This window comes from Vibrio tritonius (genome assembly GCF_001547935.1).
Taxonomy (GTDB): domain Bacteria; phylum Pseudomonadota; class Gammaproteobacteria; order Enterobacterales; family Vibrionaceae; genus Vibrio; species Vibrio tritonius.
In genome coordinates this window covers 1,255,793-1,271,469 of sequence record NZ_AP014635.1, presented here as the reverse complement: position 1 = coordinate 1,271,469, position 15,677 = coordinate 1,255,793, and the positions used below count along the sequence as shown (strand labels likewise).

The 15,677-nt window shown below is 44.4% G+C and carries 12 protein-coding genes; 7 read left to right on the top strand and 5 right to left on the bottom strand.

Annotated features, from left to right (window positions below; genetic code table 11):
• Nucleotides 1-232 precede the first annotated feature (232 nt).
• Nucleotides 233-1,672: a sucrose-specific PTS transporter subunit IIBC gene (locus JCM16456_RS05760; RefSeq protein ID WP_068713222.1), complete on the top strand. Its 1,440-nt coding sequence runs from the start codon at nt 233-235 to the stop codon at nt 1,670-1,672.
• A 456-nt stretch (nt 1,673-2,128) separates the two neighbouring features.
• Here the strand turns inward: JCM16456_RS05760 and JCM16456_RS05755 are convergent, their stop codons facing one another.
• Both JCM16456_RS05755 and JCM16456_RS05750 read right to left on the bottom strand, forming a co-directional pair.
• On the bottom strand, nt 2,129-3,445 hold the full coding sequence (locus tag JCM16456_RS05755; RefSeq protein ID WP_068713220.1) for a sensor histidine kinase: 1,317 nt from the start codon (nt 3,443-3,445) through the stop codon (nt 2,129-2,131).
• 9 nt (nt 3,446-3,454) lie between these two features.
• Nucleotides 3,455-4,120, bottom strand: coding sequence for a response regulator transcription factor (locus tag JCM16456_RS05750; RefSeq protein ID WP_068713218.1), 666 nt, complete (start codon nt 4,118-4,120; stop codon nt 3,455-3,457).
• Nucleotides 4,121-4,653: 533 nt separating this feature from the next.
• Here JCM16456_RS05750 and JCM16456_RS05745 point away from each other — a divergent pair.
• From JCM16456_RS05745 to JCM16456_RS05725, 5 genes are all read left to right on the top strand, one after another.
• Nucleotides 4,654-4,938: a putative quinol monooxygenase gene (locus tag JCM16456_RS05745; RefSeq protein WP_162266528.1), complete on the top strand. Its 285-nt coding sequence runs from the start codon at nt 4,654-4,656 to the stop codon at nt 4,936-4,938.
• A 344-nt stretch (nt 4,939-5,282) separates the two neighbouring features.
• On the top strand, nt 5,283-6,599 hold the full coding sequence (locus JCM16456_RS05740) for a paraquat-inducible protein A (protein WP_082712227.1): 1,317 nt from the start codon (nt 5,283-5,285) through the stop codon (nt 6,597-6,599).
• Nucleotides 6,592-8,247, top strand: a complete 1,656-nt coding sequence (gene pqiB, locus JCM16456_RS05735) for an intermembrane transport protein PqiB (protein ID WP_068713211.1) — start codon at nt 6,592-6,594, stop codon at nt 8,245-8,247. The genes JCM16456_RS05740 and pqiB overlap by 8 nt, the downstream gene beginning before the upstream one ends.
• Nucleotides 8,247-8,873 (top strand): PqiC family protein, encoded by a 627-nt coding sequence (locus JCM16456_RS05730; RefSeq protein ID WP_068713209.1) that lies wholly within the window; start codon nt 8,247-8,249, stop codon nt 8,871-8,873. The genes pqiB and JCM16456_RS05730 overlap by 1 nt, the downstream gene beginning before the upstream one ends.
• A 200-nt stretch (nt 8,874-9,073) precedes the next feature.
• Complete coding sequence (locus JCM16456_RS05725) at nt 9,074-10,258, top strand: NupC/NupG family nucleoside CNT transporter (RefSeq protein ID WP_068713207.1); 1,185 nt, start codon at nt 9,074-9,076, stop codon at nt 10,256-10,258.
• Between the two features lie 149 nt (nt 10,259-10,407).
• Here JCM16456_RS05725 and JCM16456_RS05720 read toward each other — a convergent pair whose 3' ends face one another.
• Together JCM16456_RS05720 and JCM16456_RS05715 are read right to left on the bottom strand one after the other, a co-directional pair.
• On the bottom strand, nt 10,408-10,866 hold the full coding sequence (locus JCM16456_RS05720; protein WP_231894421.1) for a DUF3574 domain-containing protein: 459 nt from the start codon (nt 10,864-10,866) through the stop codon (nt 10,408-10,410).
• Nucleotides 10,867-11,113: 247 nt separating this feature from the next.
• Complete coding sequence (locus JCM16456_RS05715; RefSeq protein WP_068713205.1) at nt 11,114-13,129, bottom strand: fibronectin type III domain-containing protein; 2,016 nt, start codon at nt 13,127-13,129, stop codon at nt 11,114-11,116.
• Nucleotides 13,130-13,788: 659 nt separating this feature from the next.
• Between JCM16456_RS05715 and JCM16456_RS05710 the strand changes: the two genes are divergently transcribed.
• Nucleotides 13,789-14,040, top strand: a complete 252-nt coding sequence (locus JCM16456_RS05710; protein WP_068713203.1) for a helix-turn-helix domain-containing protein — start codon at nt 13,789-13,791, stop codon at nt 14,038-14,040.
• A gap of 101 nt (nt 14,041-14,141) precedes the next feature.
• Here the strand turns inward: JCM16456_RS05710 and JCM16456_RS05705 are convergent, their stop codons facing one another.
• Entirely contained in the window at nt 14,142-15,677 is a 1,536-nt protein-coding gene (locus JCM16456_RS05705; RefSeq protein WP_068713201.1) for a DHA2 family efflux MFS transporter permease subunit, read from the bottom strand.

The window sequence follows — 15,677 nt, the reverse complement described above, 5'->3', positions numbered from 1 at the left end:
ATTATTGCTTAAGAATGGATTGACCAAATCATACACGAATCTCGTGCAGAACGTGATTTTAACCTTGTTTTGCTATTGATGAGCCGTGTAATAGTCGATCTTTTTCACAGAATTCAATCATTCGTTTTGACCGCAACAAAAACTTACTGAAAAATAGATTTTGCAAACGTTCCCAAAATCTAAAAACAACAATGACAACTGTACTGACGAATAACAATATCTGGGGTGTGTTATGAACTATCCTGTCATAGCAAAACAACTACTTGAGCAATTGGGCGGCAAAGAAAACCTCCAAGCACTTGCTCACTGTGCTACTCGTTTACGTCTTGCACTGAAAGACGACTCGGTCATTGATGAAGCGGCCATCGAAAATATCGAAGGTGTAAAAGGCCAATTTAAGGTTGCTGGTCAATACCAAATCATTTTTGGTTCAGGAACAGTAAACAAAGTTCATGCAGAGCTGGCTAAATTGACCGGTATGACAGACATGTCAACCAAAGATGTGGCTGCAGCTGGCGCAGAAAAACAAAACTTACTGCAACGCGCAGTGAAAGGGTTATCCGACATTTTCATGCCAATTATTCCAGCCATCGTTGCTGGCGGTTTGTTAATGGGGCTTTATAACGTTTTTACCGCAAAAGGTCTATTTATCGATAACCTATCGATTATCGATGTTCACCCTGGCCTTGCTGATTTGGCAAGCATGCTGAACACCTTTGCTAACGCACCGTTTGTTTTCTTGCCGGTATTGCTTGCTTTCTCCGCAACCAAAAAGTTCGGTGGTAACCCATTCCTCGGTGCCGCTTTAGGGATGTTAATGGTTCACCCAGACCTACTAAGTGGTTGGGGTTTTGGTAGCGCATCCGTCACGGGCGACATTCCAACCTGGAACATTATGGGCTTTGAAATCCAAAAAGTGGGTTATCAAGGTTCCGTTCTTCCAGTATTAGTGAGCTGCTTTATCTTGGCAAAAGTGGAACAAACTTTCCGTAAGTTCACCCCATCAATGCTAGATAACCTAGTTACTCCACTGTGCTCTATCCTTATTACTGGTTTTCTTACTTTTACCTTAGTTGGCCCTATCACTCGTGATGCAGGTTTCCTACTTGGTGATGGCTTGAGCTGGATTTACGATAACGTTGGCTTTATCGGCGGCGGTATCATGGGCTTTGTGTATGCACCATTTGTTATCACTGGCATGCACAACAGCTTTATCGCAATCGAAACGCAACTACTGGCAGATATTGCTCGCACTGGCGGAACCTTTATTTTCCCAATCGCAGCGATGTCTAACGTAGCACAAGGTGCAGCATCACTTGCCGTGGCATTTACCACTAAAGATGCAAAAATGAAAGGGATTGCATTACCATCAGGGGTTACTGCTCTGCTCGGTATTACAGAACCTGCCATGTTTGGTGTGAACTTAAAACTACGTTACCCATTCTTTGCAGCCATCATCGGTGCTGGTGTTGCCAGTGCATTTATCACGCTTTACCACGTAAAAGCATTGGCACTGGGTACAGCAGGTTTGCCAGGTGTTATCTCTATCGTTCCTGACAAACTCAGTTACTACGTGATTGGTATGCTTATCTCTATCGTCATCTCATTTGTTGTGACGGTGGCATTAGGCCTTCGTCACAAACAAAAAGCGAACGCAAAAGCGACAGCTTAATCGTTTTAAACTGCTCCTCCCCCACTTTAACCCGCTTGGTTTCCAAGCGGGTTATTTTATACCCAAATGACCTCAAGATGCAGACTTCAGAGCTTCATCAACGAGCACAGGTCAAGCTCAATTACGGAAGGAATGGTTATTCCCTTTCAACGTAATTGGGCGCGGAAATGGGCTTGTTGATGAGCTCCCAAGGGGCGAGTTGTATTCGCTCCTATGCTGCGTTACTGATTTTCTACGTAGAATAACTATGTATTCAAATCAGTGCCTTGCCTAAGAGCGAATACATTCTCGCTGAAACCGCATCTTGAGGTTACTTTAGGCTCAGTGCACTGTCGCAAGCGCGTAACTGCGTGTGTTTATTGGCACTCATTTGGGAATTATTTGTTAGCAGATGTGGTGAGAGGATAACGATAGCGAGTGCGATGTTGTGGCCTAACACACTCGCTGGTTGTTGACCTATAGGGAGCTATCTCCGTGATCCTCGAGTTGGGTAGCCAATGGTCTAAAATCGATAGTGACTTCACGGCCATTCGCACTGTCCAAGGTATCGTAAGACCAATCATATTGACGAATAATGCGGTTGGTTAACTCCAATCCTAGACCAAAGCCTAACTGGTCTTGGCTGTCCACTTCCCCAGCATCGCGGTTAACAATAAGCACTCGCGTACCACTTTGTTCAATATACACTTTGCCCGTATGTGTATGTTGATAAGCGTTACGAATAAGGTTACTGATCACGATACGACACAAGGTGGATGGTAACTCATAAGTACCCTCTTTGATGTGCAGCTCCACTTCCACCGCTTTATCTCGCAATAAATAGCTCAAATCGCGGCTGATTTGGTCAACCATGTTCGCTAAACTTACTTTGCCCATCGGTAATTCACTCTGTTCGCGCCGATTAAGCCATAACAAGGTTTCACACAAATCGGTCATGGTTACCCCTGCCCGTAAAATGCGTTCCATGACCTGTTTCTTTTTAACCAAAATCTCGCTGGAATGAGGTTTATCGATAAGCTTATTCATTAACTCTGCATTACTGCGCACAACCGCAATGGGCGTGCGCAGTTCGTGACTCGCGTTCGCCAAAAAGCTCTGTTCGCGTTTAAGTGCCACTTGTACCGACGACAAACTGTTTTTAATGATACCTGCTAACCGATTAAGTTCATTAAAATAAAAATCTGGAGTGGGTTGTTCAAGTTGTTCCGGCGTTAAAGATTTTGCCCATTCAACCAGGTTTTCTTGGGGGCGAGCAATATGACGAAACATAAAATATAGACCAACCGCGAAAAACGCTAGTGCCAAAAATGCATAAAGAATCAACATCATGTCATAGCTGTTCCCTTCTTTATGAAACTGGTCTTTCGAATGGTCATTTTGCAGTTTTTCAAACACCTTAGAGATGTAGACTGTTTGTCCATTAGCTCGATCAAAGCGCATAACAAAGTAAGCTTTTGTGGGAGATTGAAACCAACCACTTTTATCCATTTTCTTTTGAAACCCTAAAGGTCCCACTGGAGGTGATAAATTTCGTTTAATTTCCGGCTGCACATCTTCCCATTTGGTGGCCAGCTGATAGCCGATGACCTCAACTGGCTTATCATCACTGGTATCCACCTGCTTGGCAATTTCCAACATGGTATAACGCAAGCTGATATCTAACCCGGAAACAAAATAGTTGGCTGCAATGGTAGAAAAACTGACCACAGTTACGGTAGCTATTGCCATAACCGACAACACAAAATAGATCTTAAGACTACGACTGATCTTCATGGCAAATCACTATGGTTTGAGGCAAAAACCGTATCCGGGCACGGTTTGAATAAGGGGGTCTAATCCTGGTTTATCAATTTGTTTGCGTAAATTGAAGATATGAACTTTGAGGCTGTTACTGTCTGGCTGCTCATCACCCCACACCGTTTGAACTATTTTTTCTCGAGAGACACCAGAAGGGTATTCGCGCATTAACACTTCTAAAATTTTCAGTGCGATTGGAGAAAGTTTGATTGGAGTGCCTTGGCGAGTAACTTGGCGGTGGGTAAGATCAAGCTCTAACTCTCCCACTCGTAACTTGGAGATTTGACCGCTACGACGGCGCGACAATGCTTTGAGACGCACAATCAGCTCTTCTGTAGCGAACGGTTTAACTAAGTAATCATCCGCGCCATGACTAAAACCCTGCAGCTTATCATCCAGAGTGTCACATGCAGTGAGCATCAACACTGGCGTTTCAACACCTTGAGCACGAATACGTTCGCAAACAGCTAACCCTTTAATCTTCGGCAAATTCAGGTCTAGAACAATCACATCATAAGTATTACTCACAATGAGGTTATAACCCACTTGACCATCGGCTGCATAATCGCATTCAATGTCTTCTAAAGACATATAGTCAATTAACGCAGTCGCTAAATCTAAATCATCCTCGACTAAAAGGGCTTTAAACATAACAACCTACCACTCCAAAAAAATTAACCAAATTTAGGCAATCTTAGCCTTCCCTACTCCGAGAGATTGTATTCATGTGCGCTTACGGCATAACCAGTCCAAGGTTGAGAACAAAGTATCAACGAAAAAATCAACCTATGACCATGTTTGTGTGCCAGTAACAGCAACTTCTTTTATTAAAATAATGGCTTTTATAAAAACTGCATGGCGGACGAGAAGCGTGCTCAAGATGGCTTCGATTATCGGGCTATTATACCCAGTTTGCTCAATGATGCTTACGTAGCACGCCACTCGAAAGCAAATAAATTTAAGCTTAGTGAGTGTAGTCTTTGTTTGGTTAAGGTCGGGTTAAGCAATAGGAGTCTTTACATCACGAATTGAGGTGAACATTATTAAAGCAATTGAATACAGAACAATGGATTAGGAGTATGATCTATTTACGCCATCTGGCGGGGCTTTGGTTTATAACGCATCAAACGCTTTATAAAGTACCAAATGCATTAACAGCACGTCATTGTTCTGGAGAAATATCAATGAGTGAAAAAACTTTAACATGTGTTGCGGTTTTCGCCGCTCGTGAAGGTAAAGCGCAGCAGTTAAAAGAGATATTGGACAACCTTGTTATTCATACCCGTAAAGAGCCGGGATGTTTGTCTTATGAAGTCTTTACGAGCACGGAAAACAACCAACGTTTTTTGGTTAACGAGCTGTATAAAAGCAAAGCGGATTTTGAATATCACTCCAACACACCTTATCTCAAAGCTCTGCAACGCGAACTACCCAAGCTTGCTGAAGAAGCAGATATTCGTACTTACTGATTAAGCTGACCGACATAAAGAGAATCAATCGATAGGGTTTCTATATCCAGCGACTCCTCCTCACTGTACGCAGAAACCCTTTTGCTTTTCACTCTTCAAATTGAGCGTCTTAACTCTTCGTTAACTGCACGCCACCTACGCTTAAAGTCTGACATTACGTTACATGATTTTGTGATATACATTGGTATGCTACTGGCATCTAACATTCTGATTTTCCGTCGAGTTAACTCATCGTTCAAACCAATAGGAATACCCGGTTTGGAATAGGCTAGTATTAAGAACAGTAAGTCATGACCACGCTATCAATCGCACTATGACCGCACGTCGGCAAAGGGAGGTGTTCTATTTGTTCGTCAACGCATAACGCGCCGCACCCTAACACTTTATGTGCGACAACCGGCTTCAATGCAAAGTCATTATATGTCTGCCCACATTGTGACTGGGTCACATCTGCTATCTCTGATTCTGAGCAGCCTATTGACGTTCGCTGCAAACGATGTGGGCACCGTATTACCCATCAAATAGTTCATCAAGCGGTAACACTAAAATGGTACGCACTTTCTGCACTATTAATGCTAGCGATGTCGATGCTGTATTCCTTTTTGGGCTTTTCCGCTAAAGGCGTAGAGCATCGTATCCGTTTTGCCGACACCATTGAGGTACTACTGAATAACCATTTCGTCGCTTTGGGTATTTTACTCAGTTTATTGCTGATATTGCCGGTCATCTACCTACTGTTTGCCATCTATGCCAGCGCATCAATCGAACATAAGCGAACCTTACCAGGGCTTAAATTCAGCTTAAGAATGCTGTGGGGAATCGAACCATGGTTAATGATGGATGTTTTTCTTGTCGGTATATTGGTTGCGTTAATAAAATTACATTCAATGGCACAAGTGGAATTTGGACTTTCATTTTGGCCATTCTGTCTATTTGTTGTGCTATTGGTGAAAACGCTTTTGCTGTGCGATAGGGTTTGGCTGTGGAATAGCCTATTTCCACAAGCCAATCCAGAGTCACTGCAAACTGGCGTTGCCCGTACACAAGGGATGACAGTATGCAACTGCTGTGGCGCTGTAAGTCATGGCTTGGAGGGTTATTGCCCGCGTTGCTCCACACATGTCCAATCACGAACAAAAGGCCATCAGCAAAAAACAATTGCCTTACTTATCGCCTCTTGCGTGATGTTTATTCCTGCCAATTGGTTTCCTATTATGGATACGGCGTTTTTGGGCAGCAGTCATGGCTCGACCATTCTCGGCGGCGTGATCTTACTCTGGGCGACAGGCTCTTATCCGATCGCATTAGTGGTCTTTATCGCCAGTGTCGTGGTACCCATTTTTAAAATATTACTGTTGAGCTGGCTTTGCTGGCAAAGCCGTCATCAAAAGCCGCGTTCAGCAAAACAGTTACAGCACTTTTATTTCTTTACTGAATTCATCGGCCGTTGGTCGATGATTGATATTTTTGTGGTCGCTATTTTGACTGCATTAGTCCAACTGGGCAGCCTAATGCGCATCATTCCAGGCCCGGCTATCATCGCCTTTGCTAGCGTTGTCGTTTTGACCATGCTGGCAGCCCAATCGTTTGATCCTCGTTCATTTTGGGATACCCCACGTTCGCCTGAGGATCACTCAACTAAGGAGACTTCTCTTGACTGAGCCTACATTGCAGTCGCGTCCAACGACTCGCTTTAGTTTTAATCCGGTGTGGGTGGTTCCCCTACTGGCACTCTTTGTGGCCGCTTGGATGCTTTATCAAGACTGGGATAGCCAAGGCCCACAAGTCACCATTGTAGCCAACAATGCGGATGGTATTGAAGCGGGCAAAACCAAAGTGAAAGTGCATAATGTCGATATTGGTGAAGTGACTCAAGTGCGACTCAGTGACGACTTTGAACACGCAATCATCACCATTGATTTGCATAAAGGCTCAGACAAATTGCTGCGCCAGGATACTAAGTTCTGGGTGATCAAACCGCGGGTCGGTACAGCCGGGATTAGCGGCTTAGGTACACTACTGTCTGGGGCTTATATTGAAGCTGAACCAGGCACTGACGGCGATGCAAAATCTCAATACACCATGTTGGCACAACCTCCGCTCGCCACCGCCGACGACAAAGGGCTTCGATTACAATTAGTAAGCAAAGACATTCCAAAAATGACGGTGGGAACACCGGTGCATTTTCACGGTTTTGACGTTGGCCATATTGAAGATGTGAATTTCGATCCACAAAAACAGAACATCACCTATCGCCTATTTATTCGGGCACCGTTTGATACGCTGGTAAATGATGCCGTGCAGTTTTGGGTCACTCCCGGGCTTGCCATTCAAAGCACATCAAAAGGTATCGCGGTTAAAATGGACTCACTTGAAACCCTCATAGCTGGCGGCATCTCGTTTGGAACAACTGAAGCTAATGCTGTCGGCAAACCAGTAAAAGACATGACCAGTTTCACACTCTACGGGTCAAAAGAACAAGCAACTGATAACCGCTACACCCAAGCCATCCCATTCATTTTTCTATTCGATGGCAACATTGGTGGCCTTGAAGCTGGAGCGCCGATTGAGTTTCGAGGTGTTCGTATCGGGACGGTTCAGCAAGTACCATTCCAAGGCATAAGCATTCGTGATTGGAGCGCCACCATGCTTAATCCTGTGTTACCTGTACTCGGTCGTATTGAACCACAACGTTTAAGCAACATCAGCACAGGTGATGACATGAATATTAACGATTGGCATCAACTGCTAGATAACGCGATTAAACGCGGTTTTCGCGCCAGCTTAACTACCAGCAATATTTTAACCGGGAGCAAAATCATTAGTGTTGACTTTGATACGCATGCCAAACCGGTTAGCAAACAGCAAGTGGCGGGCTTTCCTGTCTTCCCATCGGTTCCTAATAGCTTTGATAACCTAGGACAAAAATTCTCTACCCTACTTGATAAGCTAAATGAGCTACCACTTAATGACACCATGAATTCGTTGGATAAAACGCTGCAAAGTGCGAACGACACCTTAAATACCTTAAATCGAGTCAGTAAACAGATTGATACGCTTCTAGCAGAGCCGCATACTCAGCAGCTACCAGAGCAATTAACACTATCACTGCAAGATCTGCAACGTACGTTGAAAACCTATCAAGAAGAAGGCGCCGTAGGTTCGCAATTGCAAAAAAGTTTAGGGACTTTAGAACGAACGTTAAACGATCTGCAGCCAGTACTGCGTCAATTACAACAAAAACCGAATGCATTGATTTTTGAAAGCAATGCTGCACCGGATACCATTCCGAGTAAAGGAGAACAATAATGCGCCGTTTGCTTCCCCGCTTGAGTTTAATAAGCCGCTTCATCACCACTGGAGCACTACTTGTGGCACTTGTAGGTTGTTCAACTTCTGCACCACCAGCACAGGAATATCTCCTGATGAGCCAAGCGGCGCCTGCGCTAAAAACAGATTATCACGCTAAGGTTGTGGTGCCGACAGTGGAAATACCACTCTATTTAGCCGGTAACGGCATTGTGTTAGTGAGCGAACAGGGCCAAGTCAGTCGTGCTCGTCAAAATCTCTGGGCCGAACCGTTAGACAGCCAGTTACAACGGTTGGCACTCAATCGACTAGAACAACGCCTACCCGGGGCTCACTGGTTAACACCATTTGACCTCAATTCAGCCCAAGCCAATCAATTGCTGATCAATGTTGCGCGTTTTGATGCCAGTCCCGATGGAAAAATCACCATTCATGGGCAATGGTTGCTACAAAGCTCCACAGGGAATATCGTCCAATGTGGCCGTTTTGCTCACAGTGATACGTTAGCGGCTCAAGGCTACCAAGCCATGGCTAATGCCTTAGCCAACAACTGGCTTCATGAAGTAATCGATCCCATTGCTCAATCCCTAATTAAGCCTGATAGTGAACCCACAGATTGTCGTTAACCTCTGGCCTTCATACGTACACGTATGAAGGCTCTCTTTTCCTGTCCTAACACCTTGTCGAACAACCTTCAAACAGCCATTTAAGTGACTATCCATACAGCACGCGAATATTAATAACTCACTCATTCGTCGTTATTCATTTGACGTATGGTATACTCCGGCTCCTTGGTTTTGCTGTACTTTGTTTAGGGATTATTTTTATGCAATCCGTTTTTCATTTCTGTTTGGCTATCGCGGTGATTTTCGCCCTAGCATTATTGGTTAGTTACGACCGTAAACAGATTAAAATTCGTTATATTATTCAGTTAGTTGTTATTGAAGTACTGTTAGCATGGTTCCTGTTGAATTCTAAAGCAGGTGTCGTCGCTGTTGCTTCTTTTGCAAGCCTATTCGATGAGTTGATGAAATTCGCGGGAGAAGGGTCAGATTTTGTTTTTGGTAACATGAGCAAGCAAGGCCTAGCTTTTGTGTTCTTAAACGTACTGTGCCCAATTATCTTCATTTCAGCTTTGATCGGTATTTTGCAGCATTTCCGTATCCTCCCTTGGATCATTCGTATCGTGGGTACCGTGCTCTCAAAAATTAACGGCATGGGTAAACTGGAATCGTTTAACGCGGTCAGCTCTTTGCTGCTGGGGCAATCAGAAAACTTTATTGCCTATAAGGGCATATTGGGTCAGCAATCACCACGTCGCATGTACACCATGGCTGCAACAGCGATGTCTACGGTGTCCATGTCCATCGTTGGCGCGTATATGTCCATGATCGAAGCCCGCTACGTTGTAGTCGCGCTGATTTTGAACATGTTCAGCACTTTTATTTTACTATCGATCATCAACCCATACGATGCTAGCGAAGAGCCAGAACCAGAACTGAGTGACCTGCATGAAAAACAAAGTTTCTTTGAGATGCTTGGCGATTACATTCTCGCTGGTTTTCGTGTTGCGATGATTGTTGCCGCGATGTTGATCGGTTTTATCGCACTGATTGCTGCGCTAAACGCTCTGTTCTCAGCAGTGATTGGTCTTAGCTTCCAAGAGTTAATGGGGTATGTCTTCTACCCACTAGCTTGGATCATCGGCATTCCTAGCCAAGATGCACTGCAAGCAGGCAGCATCATGGCAACCAAATTGGTATCGAATGAGTTCGTTGCCATGCTGCAACTAAAAGAGATTGCTGCAGAGTTTGCGCCACGAAGCTTAGGTATTTTGTCGGTATTCCTTGTTTCATTTGCTAACTTTGCATCCATTGGTATCGTTGCAGGCGCCATCAAAGGTGTAGACGAAAACCAAGGCAACATCGTTTCACGTTTTGGTTTCCGCTTAGTGTACGGTTCTACTCTGGTAAGCTTATTATCCGCCGCTATCGCCGGCTTAGTAATGTAACTCGCATCACCCAATAAGGAGCGAGTTCTAGACCAGAACAACGAAAAAGCCAGCATGATGAGTGCTGGCTTTTGTTTATTCACATCAATAGCGTTGAGTTAGTTTATTGAAGCGTGTTGCCCACTCTACAATACCCTAAAACCAACGTCTTAAAATGACACACACTTATTGGTTTCAACGCGCATTACAGATTCTTGGGCAAACTTGGCTTTATAAATCGTGCGTAGAGCTTCAATGCTCTTTTCACTTTCTGCATCCTTGATTGAGTGGATCAACATCAACGCATGGCTCGACTCTTTTGCCACTTTACCGTCAGCGCCTAACCACTGTCCCTTACCATTAAATACCGTCAAACCATCACGAAAACGAGGAGTCACCTCTTTGTCCACAAAAGCTTGCCACTCTTTATCGGTAATGTCTGGACCGTGAGAACGGCTCATACCAAAGTACAGTGTGGTTTCTGCCATCAAATTACCGACAGCACATGCTGATGTCGGCGCCGCTGAGGCACTTTGTGCTGGTTGGAAACTGCATCCGCTAAGAAGTGCACTCAAAGTAATTGCACCTAATTGCATCCACTTAGAACGCAAAAAAATCGTTGGGGTCATGGTAACTCCATTTATTGTTAATGGTGATTTCAGCGACCAGCATACTGTAAGTTATCGTTTGCTTCATCAATAAAATAAGCGTATTCATTGATAAGCCAAAAGAGTGCATTACGCTCAGTTTTGGAAAGCATGGCTTAGAGTGTCCTATTTTTCTAATTTCTCACTTCCCTGCTTACAAAAAAGCGCCCTCCATGAGGACGCTGTATGTCGTGGCATAGTGAATTATTCGAGCTCACTCAAAGTGGGATTAATAATCCGACTCAAATGCACCGATATCGGGGGCATCACCTTCATAATCCAAGCCAACATCCGTACCGGCATCAATAAGATCACTGCTGCTCTTCAAATGGAAGAACGACACATCCGGTAGGCTTCCGTCAGATTGACGAGCGCCTGTTAAGGCATCAATGCTCACACTTTCAAAGTCACCACTGCTGACTGACACACTACCGTTCCAACTGTTGTTAGAAATACTGGTGCTTGATGCTTTTAAACTGTCAGAAGAGTCACCTTGATAAGAGATGCTATTTTTGATGGTCAATTTTTGCAGCGCATTCGAACTACTGAATCCGAAGTTACGTCCATTAGCATACCCAATACTGTTATAGATGGTCACCGTACCGCGATTGCTATTATGGTCGAAGCCATCGACTGCATTGCCTGCCGCAATACTGTTAGTGAATACCGCATTGTGTTTGAGGTCTTTGTCGTCACTTCCCCCGGTTTTAAAACCGTTGCCGTCACCGCCACTGGCTTTTCCACTTTCCAAATAGCCGTTGCGTATTGCCCAACAGTTTTGATAGGTAGTTGTTACACCATCGGCTCCACGTAAATAGCCATCATAACCATCATCAAGGTTATTCCATGCGCGACAACCATAGAAGGTATTGCCGGTCCCTACCCCCAATTTCGACGCAAATCCATCCGCATTTTCCAAAGAGGAGTCCGCGTTGTAATAGGAGTCAACATTCTTAATCAAGTTGTAAGACGCACCGCTGTCGAGTTGCAGGCCAGTATCTGCGTTATGAGAGAAGGTGGAATATTCCACTGTGTTATATGAACCACTAATGTGCATGCCGTTGTCACCGGCGTATTGCACATCAATGCCATAGATGTACCAATAGTTACCACTTAGCTCCAAACCACGATTAGAAGACTTTTCAGATTGGGCTGAAAAATCAAACACTGGGCGAGCAGAATCGGTCGGATATTGACGCAACGTGATTTTTTTACTCGAGCTGCCTTTGGCTTCCAGTTCCAATGGCTCGTCGAAATAGTACGTGCCACCGCGAACATAAATGACATCACCTGCACTCGCATTATTGATGGCTGAAATGATGGCGCTGGCCGTGCTAACCACCGTTGCATCAGGGTCAACCGATGTAGAGCTATCCGGTGTGGCGGTAAACGCGGTGGAGTCGGCACTATCCCCACTGGCATCGGTATATTTGATCCAGAACCAGTAAGGTGTTCCGTTCGTTAGCCCAGTTGCGGTATAGCTCAAGGTAGAAGAACCAACGGTGGTTAACCGAACACGCCCTGACGGGTTACTGTCGGTATCATAGTAAATTTGGTAATTCGAATCGGTGCCTGAATCTGTCCAGTTAAGCGCTACTTGACCATCACCCGCACTACCGGTAAGCACTACCGACTCAGGTGTTGCGGTTACGCTCGTCGAGTCGGCTTGGTTACCATCACTATCGGTGTATTTCACCCAAAACCAGTAAGGCGTACCATTGGTTAAGCCTGTCGCCGTGTATTTGGTAGTGGATGAGTTAACCGTACCTAAACGAACTCGACCGGAAGGATCATTGTCGGTGTCATAATAAATTTGATAGTTAGAGTCAGCACCAGAGTCATTCCATGTTAACGAGACTTGTTGATTACCAGCAGTCGCGGCTAATACCACAGATTGAGGCGTGGTGGTAAACGTGGATGAATCTTCATACTCACCACTGGCATTTTCGTATTTCACCCAGAACCAATATTGTGTTCCGTTAGTCAGCCCTGAAGCAGTGTAATGCAAGGTTGAGGAATTCACAGTACCTAAACGTACACGACCGGATGGATCACTGTCAGTGTCGTAATAGATTTGGTAATTCGAATTGGTATCAGAGCTATCCCAAGTCAGCACAACTTTACCGTTACCAGCAGTACCATCAAGAGTGACATCTGCAGCTAAAGCAGCCAGCGGCGTCGCCATCATAGATGCAACTAAACTAAGTCTTATCCAGCGACTAAGGGGAGTGGGAGTCAATTTCATGTTTTATCTATCTCCTATTGAGAATGACACGCCCAAATAGCCTGTAGACGCCATTGCAATATCAATAGATGTCGTCTTCATGTTATTTGAGCATTTTCAACAGCACAAAAATCGAGATATTCCGTGTGCTATTCCATGTAATGTTGATAGATAAATCATTCTATTAAAGTAGTTCGCTCTCCAGAGCACCCACGCTCTAATGCCTCAGTTCTTTGAGATACGCCACAATTAACACAAAAAACAACAGCGGAATAAATATAGATAGAAATCAGTAATAAAACAGTATTCCAATTAAAATCAACAACGCTAATATGTATGTTATATTTTAAAGAAACTGAATAATAAAGATTATTTGATCTACGTTTAATATAAAATTCAACCATCCTCAAAGTTAAACATTTGCTAGTGATTCCAAAATTCGCAATAAAAATAGACTACATTACCCGGACGAATATTGACCAAACAACAGACAGTATCCGGCTATTTCGCCAACGTCTTTGAGCTAATTACTTACAAGTCAATATAATGGTAATATATTTTCTACGTAGAATAACTAGGTATTCAAATCAGTGCCTTGCCTATGAGCGAATACATTCTCGCTGAAACAGTATCTTGAGGTTACTAGGGTATATACACATTATCAGGACGGAAGGTCAGCTATGACTGAGTTACATCAAATGATAAGGCAGATCCGAGAATACAAAGGCATTTCTCGAGAAGCTTTAGCGGATAACGTAGGAATAGCGGTTTCCACGTTAGAGCGGATAGAAAATGGCCGAACCGATCCTAAATATTCTACGTTAAAGAAAATTCTAGACTCCCTTGATGTCCATACCTCTATTACCATCACTTCCCCTCCATCATTAAAAGCGACATCCACTCATGTAAAAAATAAATGGCTTATTAGCTGAGTAGAAATCAGCGCAAATAAAAAAGGCTGACGAGCGTGTCCTATTGCGCTTGATCAGCCAAACATCAAACTCAGTGAGTTGATAACATTGGAAACAGTTATTTAATGAGCAGAGCTAGTATCCACGCCAATTCTAGGCTTTGGAGCCAACCAAATCAGAAACGCAGCGCCGATAAAAATAGCGGCAATCATGAAAAATAACTGATTCGTGGCCACCATAACACTCTGCTTTTGCACCAGCCAGTCGATTGAACTGCGGATCTCTCCCATCGACATTCCCGATTGCTGCATCATCTGTGTCGCAACACCTGCCTTATCCGTTAACCCAGAAAGCTCCGCGTGCACATATCGACTTTCGTTTTCCCACGAAGTATTAACAATAGAAGTCGCAAACGCCCCAGCTAGACTTCGGATAAAGTTCATAAGACCCGCCGCCGAGTCCATCTCTGCATCACTGACGCTCCCCAACGCCAGAGCCGTTAATGGCACGAAAAACAGCGGCATTCCTATCCCTTGGAAGAACATCGGCCAACTTATCTGGGCAAAGGTCATATCCAAATTGGCAAATCCACGAATAAAGGTCCACGAGCCGAGCCACAACACCCCAAGAAATACCAGTGGCCTTGGATCTATTTTGGATGCCAAATTTGCCACCGCTGGTGCGAGAAACACCGCTAATATCCCCATCGTTGCCGTAGAGTAACCAGCAATGGTCGCGGTATATCCCATATACACTTGCAACCATAATGGTGTCACCACTTGGATAGCAAAAAAGGCACCAAAAGCTAACGACAAGGTGATCATGCAGGCACTGTAACCTCGATGTCGGAACACTTTTAAGTCCACCACCGGATTACGCTCGGTCATTTCCCAAATAATAAACGCAATAAAGCCAATCAGAGCAACGATACCGAGAATCAAAATACGGTTAGACGCAAACCAGTCGTGATCTTTCCCTTCATCAAGCATAATTTGGAGACAAGCGACCCAGACCACCAGCAGAGCTAAGCCCACTTTATCAATTTTGGCTTTAATGGTTTTGGTTTCAAACCGTTTCAACAATTGCCAGCATGCAATACCCGCGATAATGGCAAACGGTGTTTTCACGGTAAATACGTATGGCCAGCTGTATTGGTCACACAAAATACCACCAAGGATTGGCCCCATAATCGGTGCAACCAAGGTGGTCATACTCCAGATACCAATGGCCGCATGCGCTTTGTTTTTGGGAAAAATCCGGATCATAAGAGTTTGCGATAGCGGCATAAGTGGCCCGCCAGAAAATCCTAAAAAGACCCTAAACATCACCAACATACTCATGCTGGTTGCCATCCCACATAGCAGTGAGAACACCCCAAACATCAAGAAACAAACCACAAACACACGAATTGAGCCGAAACGTGAAGATAGCCAACCTGTTAACGGTACAGAAATCGCTTCTGCAACAGCGTAAGAGGTAATAACGTATGTGCCTTGACTGGTTGATGTACCAAGCGCTCCAGCAATATTGGCAACGGAAACATTGGCGATCGTGGTATCCAAAATAGCCAAGAAATTGGCCATCGCCAAACAGAGGGCACCAAAAAACAGCGCGGCCCCCGTTAAAGGCTGAATTTGATTGTCATTCGTATGACTCAT

Bases quoted from the DNA above. Each gene is read 5' to 3' on its own strand.
- JCM16456_RS05705 (WP_068713201.1), bottom strand. From the start codon at position 15,677: ATGAGTCATACGAATGACAATCAAATTCAGCCTTTAACGGGGGCCGCG.
- JCM16456_RS05760 (WP_068713222.1), top strand. From the start codon at position 233: ATGAACTATCCTGTCATAGCAAAACAACTACTTGAGCAATTGGGCGGC.
- JCM16456_RS05715 (WP_068713205.1), bottom strand. From the start codon at position 13,129: ATGAAATTGACTCCCACTCCCCTTAGTCGCTGGATAAGACTTAGTTTA.
- JCM16456_RS05710 (WP_068713203.1), top strand. From the start codon at position 13,789: ATGACTGAGTTACATCAAATGATAAGGCAGATCCGAGAATACAAAGGC.
- JCM16456_RS05745 (WP_162266528.1), top strand. From the start codon at position 4,654: ATGAGTGAAAAAACTTTAACATGTGTTGCGGTTTTCGCCGCTCGTGAA.
- JCM16456_RS05720 (WP_231894421.1), bottom strand. From the start codon at position 10,866: ATGACCCCAACGATTTTTTTGCGTTCTAAGTGGATGCAATTAGGTGCA.
- JCM16456_RS05730 (WP_068713209.1), top strand. From the start codon at position 8,247: ATGCGCCGTTTGCTTCCCCGCTTGAGTTTAATAAGCCGCTTCATCACC.
- JCM16456_RS05725 (WP_068713207.1), top strand. From the start codon at position 9,074: ATGCAATCCGTTTTTCATTTCTGTTTGGCTATCGCGGTGATTTTCGCC.
- JCM16456_RS05755 (WP_068713220.1), bottom strand. From the start codon at position 3,445: ATGAAGATCAGTCGTAGTCTTAAGATCTATTTTGTGTTGTCGGTTATG.
- JCM16456_RS05750 (WP_068713218.1), bottom strand. From the start codon at position 4,120: ATGTTTAAAGCCCTTTTAGTCGAGGATGATTTAGATTTAGCGACTGCG.